Annotated in this window: 14 protein-coding genes; 12 read left to right on the top strand and 2 right to left on the bottom strand. The window is 70.7% G+C overall.

The window, feature by feature from the left end; translation table 11 throughout:
• Positions 1 to 51: 51 nt before the first annotated feature.
• The 4 genes from ACLQ2U_RS14975 (at position 52) to ACLQ2U_RS14960 (ending at position 3,097) form a co-directional block, all read left to right on the top strand.
• Positions 52 to 843, top strand: a complete 792-nt coding sequence (locus tag ACLQ2U_RS14975) for an alpha/beta fold hydrolase (protein ID WP_425751232.1) — start codon at positions 52 to 54, stop codon at positions 841 to 843.
• Entirely contained in the window at positions 836 to 1,402 is a 567-nt protein-coding gene (locus ACLQ2U_RS14970) for a TetR/AcrR family transcriptional regulator (RefSeq protein WP_425751231.1), read from the top strand. Before ACLQ2U_RS14975 ends, ACLQ2U_RS14970 begins: the two co-directional genes overlap by 8 nt.
• The gene (locus ACLQ2U_RS14965) at positions 1,402 to 1,737 is read left to right on the top strand and encodes a YrdB family protein (RefSeq protein WP_425751230.1); all 336 of its coding nucleotides are present in this window, start codon (positions 1,402 to 1,404) and stop codon (positions 1,735 to 1,737) included. The genes ACLQ2U_RS14970 and ACLQ2U_RS14965 overlap by 1 nt, the downstream gene beginning before the upstream one ends.
• A gap of 76 nt (positions 1,738 to 1,813) precedes the next feature.
• Positions 1,814 to 3,097, top strand: coding sequence for a hypothetical protein (locus ACLQ2U_RS14960; RefSeq protein ID WP_425751229.1), 1,284 nt, complete (start codon positions 1,814 to 1,816; stop codon positions 3,095 to 3,097).
• Positions 3,098 to 3,197: 100 nt separating this feature from the next.
• Here ACLQ2U_RS14960 and ACLQ2U_RS14955 read toward each other — a convergent pair whose 3' ends face one another.
• Together ACLQ2U_RS14955 and ACLQ2U_RS14950 are read right to left on the bottom strand one after the other, a co-directional pair.
• Positions 3,198 to 7,775, bottom strand: coding sequence for a LamG-like jellyroll fold domain-containing protein (locus ACLQ2U_RS14955; RefSeq protein ID WP_425751228.1), 4,578 nt, complete (start codon positions 7,773 to 7,775; stop codon positions 3,198 to 3,200).
• 262 nt (positions 7,776 to 8,037) lie between these two features.
• Positions 8,038 to 12,537, bottom strand: coding sequence for a LamG-like jellyroll fold domain-containing protein (locus ACLQ2U_RS14950; protein ID WP_425751227.1), 4,500 nt, complete (start codon positions 12,535 to 12,537; stop codon positions 8,038 to 8,040).
• 387 nt (positions 12,538 to 12,924) lie between these two features.
• Between ACLQ2U_RS14950 and ACLQ2U_RS14945 the strand changes: the two genes are divergently transcribed.
• From ACLQ2U_RS14945 to ACLQ2U_RS14910, 8 genes are all read left to right on the top strand, one after another.
• The gene (locus ACLQ2U_RS14945; protein WP_425751226.1) at positions 12,925 to 19,779 is read left to right on the top strand and encodes an RHS repeat-associated core domain-containing protein; all 6,855 of its coding nucleotides are present in this window, start codon (positions 12,925 to 12,927) and stop codon (positions 19,777 to 19,779) included.
• A gap of 48 nt (positions 19,780 to 19,827) precedes the next feature.
• Positions 19,828 to 20,400, top strand: a complete 573-nt coding sequence (locus ACLQ2U_RS14940; RefSeq protein ID WP_425751225.1) for a hypothetical protein — start codon at positions 19,828 to 19,830, stop codon at positions 20,398 to 20,400.
• 419 nt (positions 20,401 to 20,819) lie between these two features.
• Complete coding sequence (locus ACLQ2U_RS14935; RefSeq protein WP_425751386.1) at positions 20,820 to 22,208, top strand: efflux RND transporter periplasmic adaptor subunit; 1,389 nt, start codon at positions 20,820 to 20,822, stop codon at positions 22,206 to 22,208.
• Positions 22,209 to 22,359: 151 nt separating this feature from the next.
• Positions 22,360 to 23,274, top strand: a complete 915-nt coding sequence (locus ACLQ2U_RS14930) for an ABC transporter ATP-binding protein (protein WP_425751385.1) — start codon at positions 22,360 to 22,362, stop codon at positions 23,272 to 23,274.
• A complete protein-coding gene (locus ACLQ2U_RS14925; RefSeq protein WP_425751224.1) occupies positions 23,271 to 24,455 on the top strand; it encodes an ABC transporter permease in 1,185 nt (394 codons plus the stop codon). Before ACLQ2U_RS14930 ends, ACLQ2U_RS14925 begins: the two co-directional genes overlap by 4 nt.
• Positions 24,456 to 24,673: 218 nt before the next feature.
• Positions 24,674 to 24,883 carry a helix-turn-helix domain-containing protein gene (locus tag ACLQ2U_RS14920; RefSeq protein WP_334487057.1) on the top strand — a complete coding sequence of 70 codons (210 nt, stop codon included), beginning with the start codon at positions 24,674 to 24,676 and terminating at the stop codon, positions 24,881 to 24,883.
• Between the two features lie 219 nt (positions 24,884 to 25,102).
• A complete protein-coding gene (locus ACLQ2U_RS14915) occupies positions 25,103 to 25,204 on the top strand; it encodes a 30S ribosomal protein bS22 (protein WP_007465623.1) in 102 nt (33 codons plus the stop codon).
• A 120-nt stretch (positions 25,205 to 25,324) separates the two neighbouring features.
• On the top strand, positions 25,325 to 26,398 hold the full coding sequence (locus tag ACLQ2U_RS14910) for an NAD-dependent epimerase/dehydratase family protein (protein ID WP_425751223.1): 1,074 nt from the start codon (positions 25,325 to 25,327) through the stop codon (positions 26,396 to 26,398).
• The last annotated feature ends 120 nt before the right edge of the window (positions 26,399 to 26,518 follow it).

Below are 26,518 nucleotides of genomic sequence, written 5' to 3'. Positions count from 1 at the left end.
ACTTCAGGTCAACCCTTGACGGTTAAAGCTAATGGCATTAGCTTTAAGGCTATGACGATTAGCCACGTGGAGCGGGACGGCGGCACGATCGCGTACGAGGTGCATGGGGACGGTCCGCTGGTGGTCCTCTCGCACGGCATGGGGGAGAACCGGCGCACCTTCCGCCACCTGATCCCGCTGCTGGTCGAGGCCGGTTACCGGGTGGCCTCGGTGGACGTCCGGGGGCACGGCGACTCCAGCCCGCACTGGCCGTCGTACGCTCCGGCCGAGGTCGGCGCCGACCTGCTGGCCGTGGTGCGTACCCTCGGCGGGCCGGCCACCCTGGTCGGCAGCTCGTCCAGCGCGGCGGCCGTGGTCTTCGCCGCCGGCGACGCGCCCGACCTGGTCAACGGCGTCGTGCAGGTCAGCCCGTTCGTCGCCGAGCTGAAGCCCAACCTCGTGATGCGGGCCGCCCAGGCGGCGGTGCTGCGCAGCCCACGACTCTTCGGCATGTTCCACAGGACGCTCTTCCCCGCCGCGCGGCCAGCCGACGACGCCGCGTACCGCAAGGAGATGGTCGCCAGGCTGCGGGGCCGGATGGACGCGGTGCGCGGGGTGGTCGCCCCGGTTGCGCCGCACTGGACGGCCCGGGCCGGCGACGTCCGCCAGCCGGTGCTGGTGCTGATGGGCACGAAGGACCCGGACTTCAAGGACCCGGGGGCCGAGGCGCGGGCCGCCCGCCGGCTCTTCGCAACCGCCGAGGCCCGCATGATCGGCGACTCCGGCCACTACCCGCACGCCGACCAGCCGGAGGCCACCGCCGCCCAGCTGGTCGAGTTCCTGGCGGCGACCTCGCATGCCTAGGGCCGGGCTCACCCCGCGGACCGTGGTGCGGGAGGCGGCCCGGCTCGCCGACGAGGTCGGCTACGAGAAACTGACCCTGGCCGCCCTGGCCGGCCGGCTCGGCGTCGCGCTGCCCAGCCTCTACAAACACGTCAAGGGCGTTGACGCGCTGACCCAGAAACTGGCCGCGCTGGCCATCGCCGAACTGGCCGACGAGATGACCTCGGCCGCCGCCGGGCGGGCCGGTCGCGATGCGCTGCGTGCGGTCGCCGGTGCCTGGCGGGGCTACGCCCGCCGGCATCCCGGCCGCTACCCGGCCGCACAGCAGGTGCCGGACCCCGCCGACCCCGAGCATGTCGCCGCCGGCCGGCGGGCCCTCGATGCCGTCTACGCGATCCTGCGGGGGTACGGCCTGGCCGGCGACGACGCGGTCGACGCGGCGCGGATGTTCCGCAGCGCCGTGCACGGCTTCGTGACCCTGGAGGCGGCCGGCGGGTTCGGCCTGCCCCGGGGCCTCGACCGCTCCTTCGACCAGATGGTGGCCGCCCTGGACACCGCGTACCGGGACTGGAGGTCCTGATGAAGGCCGTGCTGCTGGCGTTCGCCTTCCTGCTGGAGCTGGCGATGCTCGTCGCCGCCGGCTGGTGGGGCTTCACCCTCGACGCCGGGCTGGCCGTACGGCTGCTCGCCGGGCTCGGCGCGCCGCTGCTCATCGCGGTGGTCTGGGGCGTCTTCTGCTCGCCGAAGGCCGCCGTGCCGCTGCCCCCGGCCGCCAAGTACGCCGTCCAGGCTGCCTGCTTCCTGACCGCGGGCATCCTGCTCGCCCTTGCCGGCCAGCCGATCCTCGGGGCCGGGCTGGTCGTCGCCTGGGCGGTCAACCGGGCGGTGCTGAGCCGTAGCGGCCACCCGGCCTGACCCGCCACCGACGCCCACGCGTGCGACGCGCGGCCGGGTCTGGCCGGGATCGCCCGGTTGGTCGTACCCTTCGCCGGTGACCGACGGGGTGGACCAGCCGCGACCGCGCCCGCGCTGGCCGTTGTGGGCGGTGCTCGCGGCGGTCGTGGCGCTGCTGGGCTGCGCCCTGCCGGCGGTGCTGGTGGCCGGGGTGATCCAACGGGTCACCGACCGGCCGGCGTCGGCCCGCACCACCGCCGCGCCGGACGACCCGACCACCCTGGCCGCCCGCCGCGTGGGCGACCGGCTGACCGCGCAGCTCGACCGGCAGGCCGGGGCCCTGCTGCGCGGGGACCGCGCCGGCTTCCTGGCCATTGCCGACCGGTCCGCCCGCGCCGCCCTGACCCGCCGCTACGCCGCGCTCCGGGCACTGCGGGTCACCGTGTGGCGGGCCGAGCGGGACGGCCTGCCCACCGCCGTCCCGGGCCGGGCGGGGGAGTGGCGGCAACTGGTCACCTTCCGCTACTGCCTCGTCGTCCCGGACTGCCCGCCCAGCCCGGTGCTGGTCGGCACCCGCTGGCGGGATACGGGTGACGCGCCGGTCCTGCTCGCCGTCGAGGAGTCCCGGTCGGCGCAGACCGGCGCCCGGCCCTGGGAGGTCAGCGAGCTGGCCGTCGCCGTCGGCCGGCGGACCCTGGTGGCCACCACCCCGGCGCTGCGCGGGAAGCTGCCCGGCCTGCTCGCCGAGGCCGAGGCGGCGGCGAAGGTCGCCGACCTGTACGCGGTGGCCGGCCCGCCACCGGACCGGTACCGGGTGTTCTACGCCGGCCCGGCCGAGTGGCGGCGCTGGTACGGCGGCGGCCGCCCGAAGTGGACCGGAGGTTACGCGGTCAGCGTCGGCGGTGGCCACCACGAGGTGGTGCTCAACGCCGACGCGCTGCCCGCCACCGGCGCCGGTGAGCTGCTGCGGCACGAGCTGACCCACGCCGCCTCGCTGCCTGACCGCGGCTACTCGGTCAAGCGGACCTGGTGGTTGGTGGAGGGGCTGGCCGAGTACGCCGGCGCCGACGGAGCGCCGGTCACCCGGTACGACGGGCTGGACGAGGTCCGCGCGCTGCTCGGCGGCTGGAACGGCCGGCTGGACAGCCTGGCGCCGGCCGACGCCGATCCGGCGGACCGGGCCGGCGCCGCCTACGGGGTCGGCTACCTGGCCGTCCGCCACCTCGTCGACCGGTACGGCGAGCAGCGGGTGCTGGAGTTCTTCCGGGCCGTCGTGCACGAGCGCCGGTCCCTGGAGGACGCCTCCGAGCAGGTCTTCGGCGACCCCTGGGGGCCGCTGCACGACGAGTGCGTCGGGTACGTCCGCGCCGTTGCCGCCTGATCTTCCGGGTAAAGCGACCGTCCCGCGCCGACGGTCGTCGACGCGGGACGGTCGGGCCCGGGGAGGGGCGGCCGCAGCCGCCCCTCCCCTCAGGACCGGATCACGAAATCTCGGTCCAGCTGCCGTACGCCGTGCCGCTGGACGGCTGGGCGGCGGTCCAGATCCGGCTGTCGGTGCTCCGGGCGACCAGCGTGAGCAGGTTGTTGCCGTTGAGCGCCGGCGTCGGATCGCTGGCGAAGCCCGCCGTGGGCGTGCCGGTGCCCATGACGCCCCAGGCGCCGAAGGCGCCGCCGACCGTGGCCTGACCCGACCCCCAGATCTTGCCGTCGGTGCCCCGGCCGTAGAGCACGATCCGGTCGCTGGAGGTCAGCAGCGCGGCCGGGTCGCCCGCGAACGTGGGCTGCCCGGTACCGATGACGAACCAGGCACCGAACGGGCCGCCCACGGTGGCCTGACCCGTGCCCCAGAGCTTGCCGTCCGCCCCGCGGGCGTAGAGCACGAACCGGCCGCTCGGGGTGAGCAGCCCGGTCGGGTCACCGACGAAGCCGCCGATGGGCCCGCCGGTCCCGATGTTCTGCCAGCCGCCGAACGCCGTACCGGGGGCGGGCTGGCCGACGCCGTGGATCTTGTTGTCGGTGCCCCGGACGTACATGACGATGGCACCGGCGCCGTTCTTCATGACGTGCGGCCGGGAGGCGACCCCGGCTCCACCGATGCCGATCCGGACCCAGTTGCCGAACGCCGAGCCGACGGCCGTCTGGTTCGTCCCCCAGACCCAGCCGTCCGCCGCGCGAGCGTAGATGGCGAGGGTGTTCGAGGTGGTCAGGACGACGCTCGGGTCGCTGGCGAAGCCCGCCGCCGGCTGGCCGGCGCCAACGAGCTTCCAATCGGCGAACGCCGCGCCGACCGCGGGCTGGCCGACCCCGTACATCTGGTTGTCGATGCCCCGGGCGTAGATGACGATCGTGCCGTTGGACGCCTTCAGCGCCGTCGGGCTGCCGATGAAGCCGCTCCGGTTGCCGATCCGGATCCAGGTGCCGAAGGCGCCGCCCACGGTGACCTGGCCGCTGCCCCAGATCCAGCCGTCCGCCCCCCGCCGGTACGCGAGCAGGGTGCCGGTCGCCGACTTGACCACCGTCACGTCACCGCTGGCGGCGGTGTCGGCGTCGATGGTCCAGACCCGGTTCCAGGTCTGCGCGTAGGCGAGCTCGCCCTTGAACCAGCCGCCGACCGTGCTGGCGGCGGTCTTGTGGCTGCCCATCCGGAATCCGCCCGCCGCGCTGAACCCGGTGGTGTGGGTGGCGCGTCCGGAGTTCACCCCGCTGACGTACAGCGTCATCGCCCCGCTCGACTTGGTGAAGCTCACCATGACGTGCGCCCAGACGCCCGGCCGGGCCGTGCCGGGAGCGCTGACCGCCGTGTCGTACGTCGGGCTGGTGACGTCGGTGCGCGGCATGGCGAACCGCCACGACTTGTCAGCGGCGTCGGTCCAGAGCTTGAAACCGGCGGTGTTGGTGCCGTCCTGGGACAGGACCGTCCCGCCGAGAGCGGTGGGCTTGACCCAGGCGGCCACCGTGAAGTCGGCGTTGGTGTTGATCGCCGTCGACGCCGTGGTCAGGGTGCCGCTGGTGCCGTTGAACACGGCGTCCGGGTCGAAGGCGTCACCGGTGCCCCAGGTGACACCGGCGTTGCCGGTGGCGTGCAGGGTGCCCGCGACGTCCTTCACGGTGCTGATCGCGCCCTGCGTGTTGTCGTTGAGCTGCCAGCTGTGGTCGGAGGTGACCAGCGTCTGGGGCTGCTGCGCGGTGATCGTGCCACTGCCGGCGGCCAGGCCGCTGACGTGCCACGCCTTCGTCACCCCACCGGCTCCGACGGTCCACAGATCGGGGGTGCCGTCACTGTTGATGTCGGCGGCCCGCAGCGCGAGGGCCGCGCCGGTGTTCCAGCTCGGATTCAACAGGTACGAGGTGTGGCTGAGCTGGTCGATGCCGTCGAAGGCGAGGCCGGTCCAGAGGTGCAGGGCCCCGGTCGTGCGGTTCCAGAGGAACATCGCCGTGCCGTCGTCCAACTGGGTCGTGGTGATGGTCCAGTTCTCCCAGTCGGCGCCGCCGGTCGGGGTCGCCTGGGTGATCCGGACCGGGTTGCCGTAGAGACCGGGAGCGAAGAAGTTCGAGTAGTAGGTCAGGTGGTGACCGACGGTCGTGTCGCCGCTGACGCCGATCAGCTCCGGGTAGCCGGTGCCGGCCCCGCTGGAGTTCCCCGCGTTGACCAGCTGCGACGGCAGGGTGCCGTCGCCGTCGGTGAGCAGGTCCCGGGAGAGGCTGAACTGGTTCCCGCTCTGCTGGCTCTCGATGACCGACCCGTCACCGTTGGCCCTGAGCACCCCACCGGTTCCTGCGTACAGGCCGGTGGGGTAGTAGACGAGGACGTCCTGGAGACCCGTGCCGGTGAAGTGGCCGGTGGTGACCTGCGCGCCGGTGAAGTCGGCGGGCGAGTTCTGCCCGCTCACCCCGTTGCCCCGGGCGCCGATGTTGGTCCCGGCCACGGCGCTGTGCTCGCTGCCGCCCAGGGCGAGCCACAGCCCCGGCGGCAGCCCGTTGGTGGCGCCGACCGTCACCAGGTCCGGAGCGTCGTCGCCGTTCAGGTCGCCGTCCGGAGCGGTGGCGGCCGGGTTGGAGTTGAACGTGACGCTGGCGCTGTCGCCGATGTTCCCGCCGGCCGAGACGCTGGTGACGGTCAGCGTGTTGGTGAACCGGGTGGGGACGAAGGTGATCGTGGCGGCGCCGTTCGTGGCGGTCACGTCGACGGGCGGGCCGGCGTTGAGCTGGTAGACGTACCCGCTCGGATCCGTGCCGCTGGCCTTGGTGATGTCGATGCTGAAGGGCTCGCCGATGGTGGTCGACCCGTCCGCCGGGTCGGGCACCCCCGGCGCTCCGGGACGGGTCGGGTCGAAGGTGAACGAGCAGACCGTCGACCAGTCGCCGGTGGCGCCGAAGTCGGTCGCCTGGACCTTCCAGGAGAAGCTGGTGAGCGCGCCGGCTGCTGCGTTGCGCAGGGTGGTCACCGGGACGACGAGGACCGCGGTGGAGCCGGAGGAGTAGGTGAGCAGGCTCGGGTTGGAGGAGGCGAGGGCGGTCTGGGTGCTGTCGGAGGTCTTCCAGAGCTTGAAGGACACGCCGAGGGTGCCGCCGTTCCGGTCGGAGACCGGGGCGTAGAGGGAGACGGAGGCGTCGCCGACGGTGCTGCCGCCCGCGCAGGTCGTCCTCGGTGAGGTGGTGAGGCCGGTGGGCGTGTTCGGCTTGTGGTTGTAGAGGATGGTCAGCGTGGGGCTGGTCTCCAGGAATTCCTTCCAGCTCTGGGTGTCGCCGGCCTCGTTGGCGGCGACCATCCACAGGGTGCGGGTCGGCTTCTCGGCGGCGACATCGGCCTCGATCTGGTTGGTGATGTCGAAGGAGACGGCGGCGGCGTCGCAGCCGCTGTAGCCGTATGCGAAGCTCTTCGACGCGATCGCGCTGCCCTTGCTGACGCCCTCCCAGTAGTTCCAGGTGGCGTTCGACTGGCTCAGAGCCGTGCTGGGGCCGTAGATGTAGACGGTCTTGTCGGTGCAGTTCCAGGACCGGGTGTTGGTGATCTTGAAGGTGGCCGAGCTGATGGTCGCCCCGGCGAGGGTGCTGTAGGGGACCGGGAAGTTGATCAGCGTGTTGGAGCGCTGTTCGCCGGAGTTGCCGACCTGCATCCGGCCGATCAGGTCGGGGGTGTCCTTCCAGTAGTTGGTCGACTGGTGCTGGTAGGAGATGGTCGCCCAGCCGGACATCTTCGGCCCGACGGGGGTCCAGGTGAACGTGGGGTCGATGTAGACCGGGTAGACCGTCCTGGAGTCGTCGAGCAACTTCCGGTCCGGGGTCAGGTGGAGCTGGCCCGGGGCGATCCGTACCCCGATCGGGGCGGTCTTCGCGGCCCTGCCCGGTGCGGCGCTGGTCGACGCCGCGCCCCGCGCGGCCGGACCCGCCTCGGCGGTGGCGGTGGAGTCCCACATGGCCGGCGCCGGAGCGGTGATCACCGTTTCACCGTGGGTGTCCCGGCCGATGATGTTGCCGGCCGCGTCGGCGGCGAGGGTGACGTTCCTGCCGGTGGTGGCGAGATCGAGGGTGGCCAGCTTCGGGTTGGCCGCGGCGGCCCGGTTCTTGACCACGAAGACGTGCGAGAACGAGCCCTCGCCGGCGACCCGGACGGTCAGGTCGACGCCCGGCAGGACCTCGGCGTAGGTGGCGGTCGGCCCGGACAGGGTCGGTGCCGGTAGTGGCAGCGGCGCGGTGATCGACAGGGCCCGGCTGCCGCTGGTCATCTGGGCGAGGGGGCCGGTGCCGCCGGGGGAGAGGCGGACCTGGTTGGTGGTGACGGCGGCGGTGATGCTGCCGTCGGCGTGCCGGACCAGCGTCGGATCCAGGTTCTTCCACTGGCCGTCGACCCGGGTACGGGTGGGCACGGCGGACTGGGTCAGCTCGACCTGCCCGTCGGGGCGGGCGGTGAGGGTGGCGGTGGGGGTGCCGGCGGCGGTGGCCTCGACCGGCTTACCGGTGCGCCGGGCCTGCCTCATCGCCTGGTCCACCCCGAGCGGGGCGGCGGCCGGCTTCGCGGCCGGAGCGGCGGGCGCGGCGGCGACCGGCGTGCCGGTCACGGCGACGGTGCTGAGAAACAGGCCGGCCGCTGCGGCGGACGCGGTCAGACGGCTGGGGCGTGTGGATGGGCTTCTGGACATCGAGAGGTGACTCCCCTTAGTCGTGGCGGCACGGATGCGGCCTCCCTGGAACGACCGGTCCGCCGGTCGGCGCACGCCGACCGGTCCGCCGGTCGGCGCACGCCGGTCGGGTGAATGAGGTACGCGACCTGGAAGCGGCGACGGCGGGCCGGACCCGAGGGCCCGGCCCGCCGTCCTCAGGTCACCAGCCGTAGGAGATCTGGGTGCGGGCGCTGAGCATGCCGCCCGTTGCCCCCGGATACATCCAGAGCTTGCCCGTCGAGTTCTCCCGGGCGATGACGTCCGGCTTGCCGTCCCGGTTGAAGTCGGTCAGGCCGAACGAGGTGTAGCCGCCCCAACCGACACCGACCTGGATGATGCCCGCCGGGGCCCCCGCCGGGAAGTCGTAGAGCCGCAACACGCCGGTGCTCGCCATCTTCGTGTAGACGTCCGGTGTGGTGTCACCGCGAACGTTGGCGATGCCGAACGTGGTGAAGTCGCTGGACCAGCCGGTCCCGATCCGTACCCGTGCGGCCCTGCCGCCGACGAGGTCGCCGGGGTAGTTCCACATCTCGCCGTTCGGGTGCGCGGCGATGATGTCCTGGAAACCGTCACGGTTCCAGTCGGCCACCCCGAAGGGGCGGTAGCCGCACCACCCGTTGCCCAGGAACGAGGGCGTCGGGCTCAGGTCGTCGGCGGTGCCGAGGAAGACCTGGAGATCGCAGGACGTGTTGTCGAGGGCGACCAGATCCTGGTAGCCGTCGTGGTTCATGTCCGCGACGCCGAACGGCGTGAACTGGTTCCAGCCGGTGGAGATCAGACGCGGCGCCCACAGTTGGTTGTCCGGCGGGATCGGCGAGTTCGGCGGGAAGATCCGCTTGCGGTCCTTCCACAGGTTGCCGCTGGCGTCGATGGCGTAGATGTCGGTCTGCGCCGTGCCCGTGCCCGGCGGCGTCCAGGTGGTCGCCCCGGCCGGCGTCAGGCTGCCGGTCCGGGTCGTGTTGCTCGCGCCGATCTGGGTGGGCGTGAGCGCGCGCTTCCACACCTGCAGGTTGCTCAGCATGCCGGCGTAGTGCGCCGTCGGCGCGCCCTGGTAGAGGTAGCGCCCCACGACGAACTTGCCGGTGCTCGGCCAGGTCGGCGTCGCGGTGTACTGGGCGCTGCCCTTCAGCATGCCGTTGACGTAGAGCGAGATCGTCCGGGTCTCGGCGTTGTAGGTGGCGACCAGGTGCGTCCACACCCCCAGCGCCGTGCCGGCCGGCGTCACCACCTGGGTGTACGACCACCCACTGTCGGTGTTGCCCAGGCCGAAGCGCCAGGTGTTGTCGCTCGCGTTGTTCCAGAGCAGGAAACGCGAGGCGTTGGCGCCGTCCTCGCTGACGATCACGCCGCCGGCAGCGGTCGGCTTCGCCCAGACCGAGATGCTGAACGACTTGCTGGTGTCGATCAGCCGCTCGTTGACCGAGAGGGCACCCTTCTTCGAGACGTCCACGACGGTACCGGTCTCGTCGGTGTTCATGATCACGACCGGGCTGAAGAGGTCGCCACTCCGCCACGTCACGTTGCCGCCCTCGACCGCCAGCGCCTTGCCGCCGGAGAGGTCCTTGGCGGTAATCACCGGATCGTCGGCCTGGTCGTCGAACTGCCAGGTGTGGTCGGAGGTGATCAGCGTCTGCTGGGGCTGGGCGGTGATGGTGGCGCTGGTCGGCTGGAGGTTGGTGACCAGCCAGGCGGTGGTTGCCGCACCGGAGCCGACGGTCCAGAGGTCCGGCGTGCCGTCGTTGTCGACGTCGCCGGCCCGCAGGGACAGCGAGGCACCGGTATTCCAACCCGAGGCGGCCAGGGTGCGTGCCGTGGAGGTCAGCTGTCCGGTGTTGTCGTCGTAGTGCAGGTCGGACCAGAGGTACAGGCCACCGGTGGCCCTGTTCCACAGGAACATCGCGGCGCCGGTGCTGGTCTGCGCGGTGGCGATGGTCCAGTTGTTCCAGTCGGTGTCGCCGGTAGGCGTCAGCGCACCGGTCGAGGTCCCTCCAATGAAGCCGCCGGAGATCGCAATGCTGGGGTAGTAGGTCAGTTGGTAGCCGTTGGTCGCGTCACCAGTGGTACCGATGAGGTCCGGAAAGTCGGAGCCGTAGCCACGGGCGTCGCCGATGCTGGCGAGCTGGATCGGCGACCTGCTGTACTCGTCGGAGAGAGAGCTGGGGTCGATGCTGTAATGGACGCCGCTACGCTCCGGCATCAGCACGGACCCGTCGCCGTTGCCGGCGATGATCCCGCCACCACCGGGGTTGCTGCCGGCGGGGTAGTAGACCATCACGTCCTGGAAGCTGCCGCCGGTGAAACGCCCGGTGAGCACCTGGGCGCCGTCGAAGTCGGCCGGGGAGTTGTTGCCGGTGACGCCGTTGCCCCGGGCACCCATGTTGCTGATGCCGGGGTTGACGCCCGCCTCGCCGTTGTTCTCGGCCAGCCACAGCCCGGCCTTCAGGTTGTTGACCGAACCGACGGTCAGCAGGTCGGCCTTGCCGTCACCGTTCAGGTCACCGTCCGGGGCCGGCGTGGACGGGGGGTTCGCGTTGAACTCCAAGACGTCCGTCTCGCCGAAATTCTTCCCGGCCGCGGTGACGCTGGTGACGGAGAGGGTGTTGGTGAAGCGCGTGGGGGTCACCTCGAAGCTCGCGTTGCCGTTCACGTCTGCGGCCTTCGCCACCGGCGGTGCCGCGTTCAGTTGGTAGACGTAGCTCGTCGGCTTGGTCCCGTCGGAAGGCGGGGTGATCGAGATGGTCACCGGCGTGCCGATCGTGGTCGGCTCGGTGAGCTCCGCGATCTTCGGCGGCCCGGCGCGGGTGGCGTCGAAGGTGAACTTGCAGGTGACCGACCAGGCGCTGGGGGTGCGGAAGTCCGTGCTCTGGACCTTCCACGCGAACCTCGTTGGCACCGGCTTCCCGGCGCCGTCGAGGGACTTCGAGGCGAGTACATCCCGGGGAACGATGCGCACCGCGGTGGTTCCCGAGGAGTACGTCAACAGGTTGGGGTCGATCGGGACGATGGCGGTCTGGGTGGCGTCGCTGTCCTTCCACACCTTGAAGCTCACGCCGAGGGTGCCCCTGTTCGGGTCGGAAACCGGCGCGTAGAGCGAGACCGAAGTGTCACCGACGACCGTCGGGCTGGCAGCCGTGCAGGACGTCGCGGGCGACGTCTTCAGCCCGGTCGGCGCGGCGGGGGCGTGGTTGTAGCGGATGGTCAGCGTGGGGCTGGTCTCAAGGAACTCCTTCCAGCTCTGGGTGTCGCTGGCCTCGTTGGCGGCAACCATCCGCAGCGTCCGGGTGCCCTTCTTGGCGGTGACGTCTGCCTTGATCTGGTTGGTGATGTCGAAGGAGACGCCGGTGGCGTCGCAGCCGCTGTAGCCGTACGCGAAGCTCTTGGACGCGGCCAGGGAGCCGTTGCTCTGGGTCTCCCAGTAGTTCCAGGTCGCGTTGCCCGACGTGAGCGCCGTGGCGGGCGCGTAGACGTTGACCGTCTTGTCGGTGCAGCTCCACGACCGGGTGTTGGTGATCTTGAAGATCGCGTCGTAAATCTCCGCCCCGGTCAGGGTGCTGTAGGGGACCGGGAAGTTGATCAGCGTGTTGGAGCGCTGGCTGCCGGAGTTGCCGACCTGCATCCGGCCGATCGGGTCGGGGGTGTTCTTCCAGTAGTTGGTCGACTGGTGCTGGTAGGAAATCGTCGCCCAGCCGGACATCGTCGGCCCGACCGGCGTCCAGGTGAAGGTCGGGTCGATGAAGACCGGGTAGACCGTCCTGGCGTCGTCGAGCAGGGCCCGGTCCGGGGTCAGGCGCAGCTTGCCGGCGCTGACCTTGACCCCGATGGGGGCGGTCTTCGCGTCCTCGCCCGGGGCGGCGGGGCTGGAGGTCGCGTCGCGGCTGGTGGGGCCGGCCTGGGTGGTGGAGCGGGTGGCCGAGTCCCACATGGCGGGGGCGGGGGCGGTGAGCACCGTCTGGCCGGCGCGGTCACGGCCGGTGATGTTCCCGGCGGTGTCCGCGGCGAGGGTGACGCCCTTGGTGGTAGTGGCCAGGTCGAGGGCGGCCAACTTGGGGTTGGCGGCGGCCTGGCGGTTCTTGACGACGAAGACGTGGGAGAACGAGCCCCCGCCATTGACCCGAACGGTGAGGTCCACCCCGGGCAGGACCTCGGCATAGGTGGCCGTCGGCCCGGACAGGGTGGGCTTGGGTAGGGTCAGTGGTGCGGTGACGGACAGTGCCCGGTCGCCGCTGGTCATCTGCGCAAGCGGGCCGGTGCCGCCGGCGGAGATTCGGATCGGGTTGGTGGTGGCGGCGGCGGTGATGCTGCCGTCGGGGTGCCGGACCAGCGTCGGGTCGAGGTTCTTCCACTGGCCGTCGACTCGGGTGCGGGTCGGGACGGCGGACTGGGTCAGCTCGACCGTGCCGTCCGGGCGGGCGGTGTAGGTCGAGGTCGACGTCCGAGCCTTCACCGCCTCGACCGGCTTGCCGGTCCGCTTCGCCTCGACCATGGCCTGGTCGACACCGAGCGAGCCGCTGGCCGGCTTCGCGGCCGGCTTGGCCGGTGCCGCGACGGCCGGCGAGATGGTCAGGGACGTGGCCGCGCTGGCCAGGAAGACGCTGGTGGCGACGCTGGTCGCGACCGCTCTCCTTCGTCTCGTCCGCTGTGGAGGGCTGTTTTTGGGCATCAAGAGGTACCTCCCCCGTGTGCATGTCTTACGGACGCGCGTCCCGCATCCGCTGAGCGGCCACAGTGAAGCAGCCGGACCGGCCTTCGGGGAACGCCTTCCCTCACATCGGGTTGTCCCTTTCGAACTCTCTGCGGTCGTTATGAACCCTGTGATCCTTGCCTATCGTTACCTTCCCGTTACCTTGAAGGATCGATGACATGAAACATTGGTCGCGCCACGGGGGTGCGCGATCTGACACCCTGCGTGGCTTTCCTTGTATCTCGCAGAGGTGAGGTTCGAATGGTCGGGCACGGGGGCTTACGCCTGTTGACTCGTCCCAGACGTCTGGTCGCGATGACCGCGGCGGCGTCGTTGGCGGCGAGCTTGTTGTCGGGTACGCCAGCGATGGCGAAACCGGTGGACGACGGGCAGCCGAAGCTGCCCGCCGTCTCGCCGGGCCGGTCGGTGAAGGGCGTCAAGCCCCTGCCGACGAAGTTCAAGACTCCGCCGGACGAGGCGAAGTCCACCTACAAGCCGACCCGAACGACGTGGCCGAAGGCCGCGTCCGCCCGGGTGGACCTGGGTGAGTCCGTGTCCGCGTCGGCCGCCAGTGGCCGCGTGGCAGCGCCGGCCAAGGTGCGCGTGGCGGGTACCCCGGTGTGGGCGCAGCCGGTGCCGGCGAAGGCGGGCCGTCCAGCGGGTCCGCGGAGTCTGGAGGTGAAGGTCGCCGACCGGACGGCGGCGGAGGCGGCCGGGGTGGACGGCGTGCTGCTGTCCGTCACGCCGGACGTCGCCTCGGGCGCGGCCCGGGTGGGCGTGGACTACGCGCAGTTCGCCGAGGCGTACGGCGGCAACTACGGCTCGCGGTTGAGGCTGGTGCAGCTGCCGGCGTGCGCGCTGACCACGCCGACCGTCGACACGTGCCGCACCCCGAAGCCCCTGCCGTCGACCAACGACGCCAAGGCGAGCACGGTGTCGGCCGAGGTCACGTTGACTCCGACCGCCTCTGCAGCGCAGACGACCAGCACGGCGATGGTGCTCGCAGCGGTCGCCACCGCCGGTGAGGAGGGCGGCAAGGGCGGCACCTACGCCGCGACCGATCTGATGCCGTCCGGCTCTTGGAGCGCGGGCAACAGCACGGGTTCATTCTCGTACTCGTACCCGGTGACGGTGCCGCCGAGCCGGTCGAAGCTCGTGCCCCAGGTCGGCCTGGCCTACGACTCGGCTGGCGTCGACGGGCAGACCTCCTCCACCAACGCGCAGGCGTCCTGGGCCGGCGACGGCTGGACCACGCCGAAGTCGTACGTCGAGCAGACCTTTGTCTCCTGCAAGGACGACCCGGGCGGCAGTCCGTCCCCGGTCAAGACCTACGACCGCTGCTATACCGGCCCGATTCTGACCATCGCGCTGAACGGGTCGTCGAGTTCGCTGATCTGGGACTCCACAAAGGACGTATGGAAGCTCCAGAACGACACCGGAGCCGTGGTCACCAAGGTGACCAACTCGGGTAACGGCAGCGGCACCTACAACACCGACTACTGGCGGGTCACCGAGCGCGACGGCACAACCTACGAGTTCGGTCGCAACCGCCTGCCGGGCTGGACCACGGGCAAGCCGGAGACCAAGTCTGTCGACCACACTCCAGTCTACTCGCCGCACTCGGGCGATCCCTGCTACAACTCGGCCGGCTTCTCCTCCTCGGTCTGCACGATGGCGTACCGGTGGAACCTCGACTACGTCAAGGACGTCCACGGCAACGCGATGGCCTACTACTACAACCAGGCCACCAACTACTACGGCCGGAACCAGGGCACCACCGACGTCTCCTACATCCGGGACAGCTACCTGGCCCGTATCGACTACGGCTTCCGGGACAACGGCGCCTACGGCACCGTCCCGAACCGGATCATCTTCAACACCGGCGACCGCTGCCTCTCCGGCACCTGCCAGCCGTTGAACTCGACCAACAAGGCCAACTGGCCGGACGTGCCGTTCGACCTGATCTGCAACTCCGGCACCGACTGCCAGTCGTGGAGCCCGTCGTTCTTCTCCACCGTGCGGCTGACCTCCATCGAGACCCAGCAGTACGACACCGCGACCTCCACCCACAAGCCGGTGGACCGATACACCCTGGCCCACACCATGCCGGCGACCGGGGACGGCACCTCACCGACGCTGTGGCTGTCGTCGATCACCCGCAGCGGGCACGACACCACCTCCGGTGGCTCCACCGCCGCCATCACGCTGCCCTCGGTGTCGTTCAGCGGCATCAAGCTGGCCAACCGGGTCGACGTCACCGGCGGCCTGCCGTCGTTCTACCGGCAGCGCATCTCGGCGATCACCACTGAGACCGGCTCGGTCGTCTCGCCCAGCTACGAGCTGCCGCAGCCGTGCACCGCCCCGGTCACGGTCAGCCCGGCGTCGAACACGAAGTCCTGCTACCCGACCTACTGGACGCCGGACGGGTACACGAACCAGACCTTGGACTGGTTCAACAAGTACGCCGTCACCCGGGTCACCGCCACCGACCCCACCGGCGGCGCGCCGGCCACCTCCACCAGCTACGAGTACGTCGGCGGTGCCGCCTGGCACTACGACGACAATGAGGTGATCAAGGCCAAGTACCGCACGTACGGACAGTTCCGCGGCTACGGCAAGGTCCGGGTGCGCAGCGGTGACGGGGTCAACGACCCCCGCACGCTCTCCGAGACGACCTACTACCGTGGCATGAGCAAGAACAACAACACCACGGTCGTCAACGTCACCGACTCCGCCGGCGGCGTCCACGAGGACGTCGACGAGCTCGCGGGGCGTGCGCTGGAGACCACCAGCTACCTCGGCGACGGCGGCCCGATCGACAGCTCGACGGTCACCTCGTACTGGGTATCGGGGGCGACGGCGAGCCGCAGCCGTACCGGGCTGCCCGCGCTGAACGCGCGGTTCAGCGCGCCGGTGCAGACCTGGCGGCGGCAGGCAGTCACCACCGGTGGCACCACCACCTGGCGGTACAGCCAGACCGACATGTCGTACGACACGTCGACCAGCTCGGCGACCTTCGGCCTGCTGGAGCACACGTACGACCACTCGGTGCCGGCGAACGCCGCCTACGACCGCTGCACCACCACGACGTACGCCCCGGCGAACACCGGCCTCAACCTGGTCGGCCTGACCAGCCAGGTCGAGACGGTGTCGGTGGCCTGCGGCGGCTTCACCCAGGGCTCCCCAGCGTCGGAGCCGGGCAGCATGAACACCCTCACCGCCCCGACGACGGTCAACCGTCCGGCGCAGGTCGTCTCGCACGTGCGCACCTACTACGACGACCCGACCTTCGCGACCACCTTCCCGCAGGCCGCGCCGACCCGGGGCAACGTCACCATGGTCCGGGAGGCGTCCGACTGGGTCTCCGGCGCGTACGTCTACCAGACCACCGACCGGGCCGAGTTCGACGCGTATGGCCGGGCGACCGGGAGCTGGGACGGTAACGGCAACAAGAGCACGACCGCCTACACGGACAACGCCGTTGGTCTGACCACCGGCCATACCGTGACGAACGCGGATGGCCACGTCTCTTCCAACACCGCCACGCCGATGCGCAACCTCACCACCTCCAGCACCGACCCGAACGGTGTGGTGACCCGCACCCAGTTCGACGCGCTCGGCCGGACCACGGCGGTGTGGATGGCCTCCCGGGCCACCAGCACCCCCGCCAACGTCAAGCACACCTACACGGTCTCGAAGACCGGGCCGACGGCGACGACCACCGAGACCCTCAACAACAGCAACGGCTACCAGAAGTCGACCACCATCTACGACGCGCTGTACCGGGTGCGGCAGACCCAGTCGGTCACCCCGCAGGGCGGCCGGATGGTCACCGACTCGTTCTACGACACCCGCGGCTGGGTGCGGGCGACGTACAACGGCTGGTGGGACGCCGCCGCCACGCCGGACACCACCCCGGTCTACGCCGACAGCCTGCTGAAGAAGGCCCTCAACCAGACCTTCAACACCTACGACGGGCTCGGCCGGGTCATCCTGACCGAGGCCGCCCGGGACGGCGTGGTCAAGTCGTCGAGCAGGACGGTCTACAACGGCGACCGGACGACCGTCATCCCGCCGACTGGCGGCACCACCACCGCCGTGGTGACCGACCCGATGGGCCGGGCCGAGAAGCAGCTCCAGTACACCTCGGCACCGACACTGAACAGCCCGGCCAACCCGTTCACCGGCATCTTCCAGGTGACCGGGGGCACCACCGTCGCCAGCAGCTACGGGTACGACGGCCACGGCAACCAGTCCACGATGACCGACGCGGCCGGCAACGTCTGGACCAGCCAGTACAACCTGCTGGGGCAGGTGGTCAGCAAGGACGACCCGGACTCCGGCCCCAGCACGATCCGCTACGACGGTGTCGGCAACGTCGTGGAGTCGACGGACGCGCGCAGCAAGACGGTCTCGTACACCTTCGACAAGCTCAACCGTAAGACCGGTAGCTACGCGGCAGCGGTATCGGGGCAGTCGACGAGCAACCAGCTCGCCGCCTGGGTGTACGACAACGACAACGCCGCCGTGGCCTCGATGGCCAACCCGATCGGCAACCTGACCACCGCGACCGCCTTCCGGAACGGCGCCGCCTACGGCACACAGTGGGTGGGCTTCAACGCCTTCGGCTCCTCCACCGGAGAGACCATCACCATTCCCGCGGTGGAGGGACAGCTCGGCAACACCTACGGCTTCAGCCACAGCTACAACGCCTCGACCGGAAAGCCGATCACCGACGCCTACCCGGCCCGGGGCGGCCTGCCCGCCGAGACGGTCCTGCGTGGCTACAGTGGCGTGCTGGACATGCCGACCACCCTCGGCGGTCTGGCCGGTTACAGCCAGTCGACCGAGTATGACGCCTGGGGTCGGGTGACGCGTGGTGTCGTGGGTTCCGCCACAAGCCTGGCGTCGATCGTCAACACCTACGACGACCACAACGGTCGGCGTAAGCAGCAGATGGTCACCAAGACGACGACCACGACCAAAAATGTCGACAAGCAGGACTACGAGTACGACCTGTCCGGCAACATCGTCAAGACGGTCGACACCCGGTACGAGCCGACCACGGCGTCGGAAACCCAGTGCTACCGGTACGACTCGCTGCGGCGGCTCACCAAGGCGTGGACCGCGACCGACGGCTGTGCGGTCACCCCGACCACCGGCAACCGGGCGATGGTGGGCAGCGGTATCGGTGTGACCAGCAGGTACTGGACCGAGTGGGACATCGACTCGCTCGGCAACCGCAAGACCCAGACGCAGTACTCGCTCACCGGTGGCACCGACACCACCACCACCTACGCCTACGACGGCAACGGCAAGGGGCAGCCGCACACGCTGACCGGCACGACCACCACCGGTGGTCTCACCGGCAGCACCTCGTACGCCTACGACAACGCGGGGAACATGACCAGCCGTCAGGCCGGGCAGGGCACGCAGGCTCTGGCCTGGGACGACAGTGGCGAACTCGGGTCGGTGACCGGCGGTACGGACGGGGACAGCTCCTTCCTGTACGACGCCGACGGCAACCTGCTCATCCAGAAGGACCCGGGGGTAACCACCCTCTACCTGCCCGGTGAGCAGATCGTCCTGAACACCAGCAGCCAGACGCTGAGCGGCACCCGGTACTACCAATTGCCTAGCGGTGCGATGGCCTATCGGACTGGCAGTGGCAGCACGTACGGCTTCACCGTGCCGGACCACCAGGGCACGCCGAGCCTCTACCTCAACAACACCGCCCAGGTGCCGACCTGGCGGCAGTACGCGCCCTACGGCGCGCCGCGAGGTGCCACGGTGTCGGCTCCCGACAATCGGGGCTTCCTCAACCAGCCGCTCAACCCGAACACCGGGCTGACCCAGGTCGGTGCACGTAACTACGACCCGAGTATCGGACGCTTCGTCTCGCTCGACGCTTTGCATGACGTGGCGGATCCGCAGCAGTGGAACGGCTACTCCTACGCCAACAACTCCCCGGTCACCCTGAGCGATCCGAGCGGCCTCATCCCGAGCGACTGCCTGGAGTTCGACTGCCGCGGGTACGACCCGCGCCCTCTGAAGGAGGGAGACGGTCGTGGCGCTGGCGGATGCCCGGGCGGCTGTGGGACCGAGGCCAACATCGCGTGGGGCAACAGCCACGGTCGGAAGAGCACCAAGTCCCGGAAGTGGAACCACCCGCGGAACCTCGGCTACGGGATCATGGTGCCGGAAACCGTGCCCTACGAGGAGTTCATGCGCCGCTGGAACGCCCAGCGGGCCGCGCACTTCTCCACCATGAGCCAGGGCAACAACAAAGACTGGATGATGGATGACACCCGCAATCTCGCCATGAACATCTGTCACGAGATGGGCAGGCCCGGCGGCTGTCAGCAGTGGATCGAGGAACTCTGGTCCGATCACTGGGACTGGGGTGTCGAAAATCTGCCCGACGACGATCGGATCATCTCGGGAGTTGGCGGTAAGGGTGGCCTAGGCAAGGGAGGCAAGCAAAACCGCGGGCCGGACGTCGAGTGCAACTGCGGCTGCATGAGCTTCAGCGGTGGCACCGAAGTGCTCATGGCCGACGGCAGCACCAAGCCGATCGATGAGGTCGAGGTTGGTGACGAAATCCTCGTCTCTGATCCCGAAACTGGCGAACACGGTCCTCGGAGGGTGACTCACGTCTGGGTGCACCGGGACGAACTGATCGATCTCGAGATCGGTGGAGTGCTTCTCACCACCACTGAGGATCATCCGTTCTGGAATCACACGGATCGTGCGTGGCAGCGGGCGGACGAGCTCAACCGCGGCGACCTGGTCACTGGTCCGGATGGTCACTTCTTCCCGGTGGGTGGCCTTCGTCCTGCTTCGACCAAGACGGCGATGGCCTACAACCTGACCGTCGACGGCATCCACACCTACTATGTGATGGCCGGAACCGCGCCGGTCCTCGTGCACAACACCGACGGGCAGCCGTCGCCGAACATCATTCAGCGGGGTGTCCAGCAGATCAAGGACGGGACGCTGCAGCAGCGTACGAACCCAAATGGGTCTCTGGACTTCTACCGAGGCGGCGACAACCGCAAGACGAAGTGGTGGGCGGGTGCGAAGATCTATGCTCCGGACCCGAACAACAACGCGTACCGGATCCTTGAGAAGGACGGCCAGTTCGCCTACCTCGCGCCCGACGGGAAAAACCCCCATGGCCACAACTACAACAAGCTCCTACCCTTCGTGCCCAAGTGTTGAGGTCTGGTGACATTTTCAAGGCGGCCGTCGGGCCTGCTCGTGGCCAGGATGGCGGAGTTCGGGTTCGACTTCCTCGGAATCAAGAGGTCGACTGGGATACCGAGCTTCGCCGCCTGGATGGTGACGTCCAGCCACCCCGACGAGGGACGACGCGACCGCACCGTGAGTCTCGACGACCCCGAGCGGGTGTCCAAAGCCAATGCGGATTGGTACACGTTGGCCACGGACTACGGACTCTTCACCGACGGGCGACGGTTCCTGGTTTCGCTGGAGGTTCCGCTGGCGGCAGCCGGCGGTTCTGGTCCCGACGACGAGGAGGAGGCTGAACTTGTGTGGGGGTTGGTCCAACTGGCAGACGAATGGGATGTGATGGGAGTAGGTGCGGCATCCGGGGTACTAGGTTGGGGGCCCGGCTGCCCTGGGTTCGCCATGTCGTCCCTGAGCGGCTCGGTTTTCGTTCAGGGAACTGTCTGGCAGGACAGCATCGGAACGGCTGTTCTGCCTGCTCCTTACAAGGCGACCTCACTCCGTGAGACCGTCCGTCGCAACGTCGGTAAGCCCTACCGTACGGTTGCTGAAAACGAGGACGCCCTGGCATGGCTGGCTCTTGGAGAGGAATAGATGTGGACTTGGGTCTAAAGCCGATCAGCTGAGCTGGACCCGACTGAAGTGAATTGAACGGCGTCACCGCGCTCGTGGTGGCGCCGTTCAATTTTCGCGACAGGTCGGTGCGACCCCGGCTGCTGACCGCCCTCCTGGTCATCAGCGTCCTGGCGCCCTGCGTCGTAGGGTGACGCGAAGCCCCGTCGCCTCGACGGTCGCCGTAGCCGGCCTCGGCGGGTTGGGTTGGTACGACCATGTCTTGGAAGCGCGGGATGACCCGGTCGATCTTTCGTCCGTCGTCGTCCCGCTCGGCCTGTTCATATGCTTCTTCCGGACGTCGCCGTACAGACTCGAGGCTTCGCGTGGGTGGTTCCGCCGCAGCAGGGTTTCCGTGGCCTGGCGACCACTCATGGTTATGGCGTGTTCCGGCCCGTAGCATCGGTCAAGTGCGCCGCACCCACTCGCCGCGGCCCCCCAGAGCCACGCGGCCCCGCCTACTCACCACCCTGATCGCCGTCACCGTCCTGACAGCCACCACCGCGGCCTCCTGCGGCGACGAAAGGTCGAACCTCACGCTCGCCTCGGCCGCCAGGAACGCGGTCGCCGAGGTCGTCGACGCCCCGGCCACCGTCACCGCCCGGGCCGCCGCCACCCTCACCGCCCCCGCCGACGGCACCCTCACCAGCCTGCGCGTCCAGCCCGGACAGCGGGTGAAGCGCGCCCAGGTCCTCGCGGTGGTCGACTCGCCCTCCGCCCAGCAGCGGCTCCGCCAGGCGAAGGAGGCGCTCGCCGCCGCGAAGCGGGCCGGTCGGGGCGTCGGCACGGGCGATCTGACCGGCAGTCGGCGCGGCACCGACAAGGCCGCCGACGAGGCCTTCGACGCCGCCCGGGACGCCGCGAACAAGATCGCCGATCCGCAGCTGCGGGACGCGCTGCTGGCCCAGGTCACCTCCGGGCAAAAGCAGTACGCCGCCGCCGCGCGCAGCGCCGACCAGGCCGTCCGCTCGGTGCAGCGGGGCATCGCGGGGTTGAATTCCGCCGTGAGCGCGCTGTCGTCCGCGCAACGGCTCCAGGCCCAGCAGGCGTACGACCTGGCGAAGGCAACCGTCGACGCGCTGACCCTGCGCGCCCCGATCGGGGGAGTGGTCCAGCCGGGCGGCACCCCGACCGGGGGTGGGACCGACCTCGGCGCGCTGCTCGGCGGGGGCGAGCTGCCCGCCGGCATCGACTCGTCGGCGCTCAGCCCGTCCCGGGCGGGCCCGCCGTCGGGCGTGGACGACGCGATCGGCGTCGGTGGCCGGGTCACCGCCGGTGCGCCCGTCCTGACCATCGTGGACACCAGTGCGCTCGGCCTGGCCGCCGAGGTCGACGAGACGGACGTGCTGCTGGTGCGACCCGGGCTGACCGCGACCGTCGAACTGGACGCGGTCACCGGAGCGACGTACGAGGCCACGGTCCGCTCGGTCGACGTGCTCCCCACCAGTTCCGCCCGGGGTGGAGTCAGCTACCGGGTACGCCTCGGCCTCGGCGCCGGGAAGCTGCGCGAGGGCGAGCCGGCCCCGACGCCCCGCCCGGGCATGAACGCCATCGTCCACCTGCGGGTGCGCGAGGCCGCCGACGCGGTCACCGTCCCCGCATCGGCGGTCTTCTCCGCCGACGGCCGGGACGCAATCTGGGTGGTCCGCGACGGGAAGGCGGACCGGGCAGCGGTGACCGTGGGCGTGCAGGGGCCCGACCTGGTGCAGATCATCGACGGCGTGCAGGCCGGCGACCGGGTGGTGGTCCGCGGCGCCGACCAGGTCACCGACGGCCAGGAGGTCCGGTGACCGCACCGACCGGCGGTCCGGGACGGCCTACGCGGAGCGCGGTCGCGGCGGTACGTGGACCGGGCCGGGGCGCGGTTCCAGCGGCCTCGCGCAAGCCGCGCGGTACGGAGCGGAACCGGTGAGCGCCTCGGCGAAGCCGGGCCGGCCGGGCGTGGCTCCGACGGGGCCGACGCCCCGGCCGCCCGCGATCGAGGCGGTGGATGTCTCCCGGACCTATGAACTGGACGGGGTTTCGGTGCCCGCCCTGCGGGGGGTGTCGCTGACCGTGCAGCCGGGCGACTACGTGGCGCTGGTCGGGCCGTCCGGCTCCGGCAAGTCCACTCTGATGCACCTGCTCGGCGGGCTGGACCGGCCGACCGCTGGGCGCCTGGTGATCGGCGGTCGGAACGTCAACAGCCTCTCCGCGCCGGAGATGGCGACCCTGCGCAACGAGACGATCGGCTTCGTCTTCCAGGCGTTCCATCTGCTGCCGCGTACCTCGGCAGTCGACAACGTGGCGCTGCCACTGGTCTACCGGGGGATCGGCGCCCGGCAGCGGCGCGAGCGGGCCGCTGCGATGTTGGGCCGGGTCGGCCTGGGGCACCGGCTGCACCACCGTCCCAACCAGATGTCCGGCGGCGAGCAGCAGCGGGTGGCGATCGCCCGGGCGCTGGTCACCGACCCGACGGTGCTGCTCGCCGACGAGCCGACCGGCAACCTGGACAGCGCCACCGGCCAGGCCGTGCTGGCCCTGCTGGAGCAGCTCAACGCCGAGTCGGGGGTCGCCCTGGTGATGGTCACCCACGATCGGGAGGTGGCGGCCCGGGCCCGCCGGCAGATCGCTATGCGCGACGGGGTCGTCGTCTCGGACCAGGGCGCGGAGGCCCGACCTGCGGCGACGACCGTGCCGGGGCTTCATGATCGACCGCTGTCCGACGGCGACGGACGACCTGAGACACTGAGGACCGCTCCCAGCGCGGAGCCCCGGTCCGCGTCCGGAAGCGGCCCGGGGCACCCGTCCGGTGGCTCCGGTGGGCCCACTGGAGCCACCGGACGCCTTCCGCGCCAAGCCGGAGGCGCCTCGTGAGGGTGGCCGAGGCGTGGCGGGTGGCGCTGGACGCGCTGCGGGCCAACCGGATGCGCAGCGGGCTGACCATGCTCGGCGTGATCATCGGGGTGGCCTCGGTGGTGCTGCTGGTCGCCATCGGTACCGGTACGAAGCAGAAGGTCGAGCAGCAGGTCGAAGGGCTCGGCTCCAACCTGCTGCTGGTCGTACCCGGGAAGATCGAGGTGGGCACGGCCCCGGTGGTCTCGCCGCTGACGCTGAAGGACGTCGACGCCGTGTCCCGGGTGGTCGGCGATCCGAGCCGGGTGGCGGTCACCATCGCCTCCGGGGCTACCGCCCGGGCCGGCAACCGGTCCGACTTCACCACCGTGCAGGGGGTGCTGGAGACCACCCCGACGGTCTTCACCCGGTCGCTGGCCCGGGGCCGCTACCTCACCGGGGCCGATGTGGACACCAGCCGGCGGGTGGCGGTGCTCGGGGACTCGGTGGCCCGCGCCCTCTTCCCCGATCGGGACCCGCTCGGCCAGCAGGTCGCGCTCGCCGGCGTCCGGTTCCGGGTGATCGGCGTCTTCGCCCCGCTCGGGCAGAGCTTGGGCGTCGACCGGGACGACGAGGTGCACGTGCCGGTCACCGCGGCGCAGCGGCTCTGGGGCACCCAGCGGGTGGACGGCATCGCGGTGAAGGCGCCGGACCGGGAGCGGATCGGGGAACTGGGCGACCGGATCGTCGCCGAACTGAGCCGCCGGCATCCGGACACCGAGTTCAGCGCGGTCACCCAGCAGCAGATCCTCGGCGTGCTCGGCGACATCCTCGGCGTGCTCACCGGGGTGCTGGCCGCCATCGCCGGCATCTCCCTGCTGGTCGGCGGGGTGGGCGTCTCCAACATCATGCTGGTCTCGGTCCGGGAAAGGACCCGGGAGATCGGCCTGCGCAAGGCGGTCGGCGCCCGACCCCGGGACATCGGGGTGCAGTTCCTGCTGGAGGCGGTGCTGCTCACCTCGATCGGCGGGCTGACCGGGATGGCGCTCGGGGTGGGCACCGCGCTGCTGGTGGACGCCTTCTCGCCGATCCCGGCCGCGATCACCTGGTGGTCCCTGACGCTCGCCTTCGGCGTCTCCGCGGCGGTGGGCATCGTCTTCGGGGTGGTCCCGGCGCAGCGGGCCGGCCGGCTCGACCCGGTGGTCGCGCTGCGCGCCGAGTGACCCGGCGGCGGTCCCCGGCAATGGGACGACCGACGCAACGGGGCGGAAAACGCCAGCTCGGGGCCGGGTGAACGGCCCGTCGGCCATGATCAGTTGCACGAAGGGATCGCGCCGGTCACAGCCGCCCCGCTACCGTACTGGTAACACGCGCGTTGCCGGCCCGGACGGAAGCTCCGGTCGCTCGGCACGCGCCGGGCATGGGATGGGTCGGGTGAGCCATGGCCGGGTCGCAGTCCGACGGTCGGCTGTCGGATGTCAAGTTCCTCACCGTCGCCGAGGTGGCGTCGGTCATGCGGGTCTCCAAGATGACGGTCTACCGTCTGGTGCACAGCGGTGAGCTCACCGCGGTACGGGTCGGCCGCTCCTTCCGGGTGCCGGAGCACGCGGTGCACGACTATCTGCGGGGCGCGTTTCAGGAGAGCGCCTGACCCGTCGCCCGGCGATCCGTCGACTGCGACGTAACGGGCATCGACGGGGCCGCGTTGGCCCTGCTGACGCTCTCCGGCTACCCTGGAGCCGACCGTGACCGCTCGCCGGTGCGCCCCGACGCCACCAGGCTGGTCCGGTCCGTTGTCCGCAAGCGGTCACCGGCGCCACCGCAGTGGCGCCACCCGTCCGCCCCGCACGTTCCATTGAAAGGCTGTCGTATGGGCTCGGTGGTCAAGAAGCGCCGCAAGCGTATGGCTAAGAAGAAGCACCGCAAGCTGCTGCGCAAGACCCGCGTCCAGCGTCGCCGCCTCGGCAAGTGACCGGGGCCGGGCCACTGCCCGGCACCGGCACCACTTGCCAAACTGTCGACCCTCGGAGGCTCAGGTGATCAGGCCGCGGACGTCCCGGCTCGATCCCTCCTGCCGGTCAGGGCGTGCGCGATGACCCCCGGTGGCACCTCAGGTGCTCCGGGGGTCGTCGTCGTCACCGGGGTCGGTCGCTACCTCGGCGCCCACGTCGCCGCCCGGCTCGCCGCCGACCCGCGGATCGAGCGGGTGATCGGAGTGGACCCGGCGACCCCCGGCCCCGAGTTCACCGACCTGCTCGACCGGGTCGAGCGGATCCGGCTCGACCTCGGCTCGCTCGGCGGCCTCCTCGCCGACCTGGACGTCGACGCCGTGGTGCACCTGGCCCTGGTCAGCGCCCCCGACCCGCAGCACGGCGGCCGGACGGCGATGAAGGAACAGAACGTCATCGGCACCATGCAGTTGCTCGCCGCCTGCCAGCGCGCCCCACGGCTGCGCAAGCTGGTGGTCCGCTCGTCGACCGCCGCGTACGGCGCGTCGTTCCGTGACCCGGCCGTCTTCACCGAGGAGACCGAGCCGCGCGAGGTGCCGCGCGGCGGTTTCGGCCGCGACATCCTCGACGTCGAGGGGTACGTCCGCGGCTTCCGCCGCCGCCGTCCCGACGTCACCGCGACGGTGCTGCGCTTCGCCCCGTTCATCGGCTCCACCGCGGACACCACGCTGACCCGCTACTTCTCCCAGCCGGTGGTGCCCACCGTCTTCGGCCGGGATCCGCGGCTGCAGTTCGTGCACTTCGACGACGCCCTCGAGGTGCTGCACCGAACCATCGTCGAGGACCACCCGGGGACGTACAACGTGGCCGGTCCGGGTGTGCTCTCGCTCTCCCAGGCGATCCGCCGGGCCGGCCGGGTGGCCATGCCGGTGCTGGAGCCGGGCCTCTCCGGGGCCGCCGCGATCGCCCGGAACCTCGGCTTCGGCCGCTACGGCCTGGACCAGGTCGACCTCTTCGTGCACGGCCGGGTGGTCGACACCACCCGCCTGGAACGGGAGTACGGCTTCACCCCGCGGTCGACCGCCGCCGCGTTCGAGGACTTCATCCGCGCCCACCACGGCGGGGTGGTGGTCACCCGGGACAATCTGGCTGCCGCCGAGCAGCTGGTGCTGGAGAGCATCCGGCAGGTCCGCTCGGCCGTACGGGAGCGTTCGTGAGCCGATCAGACGAGCGACCCGAGGGTCGGCACGACGTACCGCTGACCGTGGCCGGGCCGGACGCGGAGCCGGCGCGGCGCAACGGGCACCGGCGCCGGACGGCCGCCGCCGCTCCGGACC

Source organism: Micromonospora sp. DT47, from assembly GCF_049844475.1.
Classification (GTDB): Bacteria; Actinomycetota; Actinomycetes; order Mycobacteriales; family Micromonosporaceae; genus Micromonospora.
The sequence above is the reverse complement of the archived record's forward strand: the minus strand, read 5'-3'. Positions and strand labels throughout refer to the sequence as shown.

Excerpts from the sequence above, each read along its gene's own strand:
- ACLQ2U_RS14975 (WP_425751232.1), top strand. The coding sequence starts at position 52 with ATGACGATTAGCCACGTGGAGCGGGACGGCGGCACGATCGCGTACGAG.
- ACLQ2U_RS14970 (WP_425751231.1), top strand. The coding sequence starts at position 836 with ATGCCTAGGGCCGGGCTCACCCCGCGGACCGTGGTGCGGGAGGCGGCC.
- ACLQ2U_RS14965 (WP_425751230.1), top strand. The coding sequence starts at position 1,402 with ATGAAGGCCGTGCTGCTGGCGTTCGCCTTCCTGCTGGAGCTGGCGATG.
- ACLQ2U_RS14950 (WP_425751227.1), bottom strand. The coding sequence starts at position 12,537 with ATGCCCAAAAACAGCCCTCCACAGCGGACGAGACGAAGGAGAGCGGTC.
- ACLQ2U_RS14945 (WP_425751226.1), top strand. The coding sequence starts at position 12,925 with ATGGCGAAACCGGTGGACGACGGGCAGCCGAAGCTGCCCGCCGTCTCG.
- ACLQ2U_RS14940 (WP_425751225.1), top strand. The coding sequence starts at position 19,828 with ATGGCGGAGTTCGGGTTCGACTTCCTCGGAATCAAGAGGTCGACTGGG.
- ACLQ2U_RS14920 (WP_334487057.1), top strand. The coding sequence starts at position 24,674 with ATGGCCGGGTCGCAGTCCGACGGTCGGCTGTCGGATGTCAAGTTCCTC.
- ACLQ2U_RS14915 (WP_007465623.1), top strand. The coding sequence starts at position 25,103 with ATGGGCTCGGTGGTCAAGAAGCGCCGCAAGCGTATGGCTAAGAAGAAG.
- ACLQ2U_RS14910 (WP_425751223.1), top strand. The coding sequence starts at position 25,325 with ATGACCCCCGGTGGCACCTCAGGTGCTCCGGGGGTCGTCGTCGTCACC.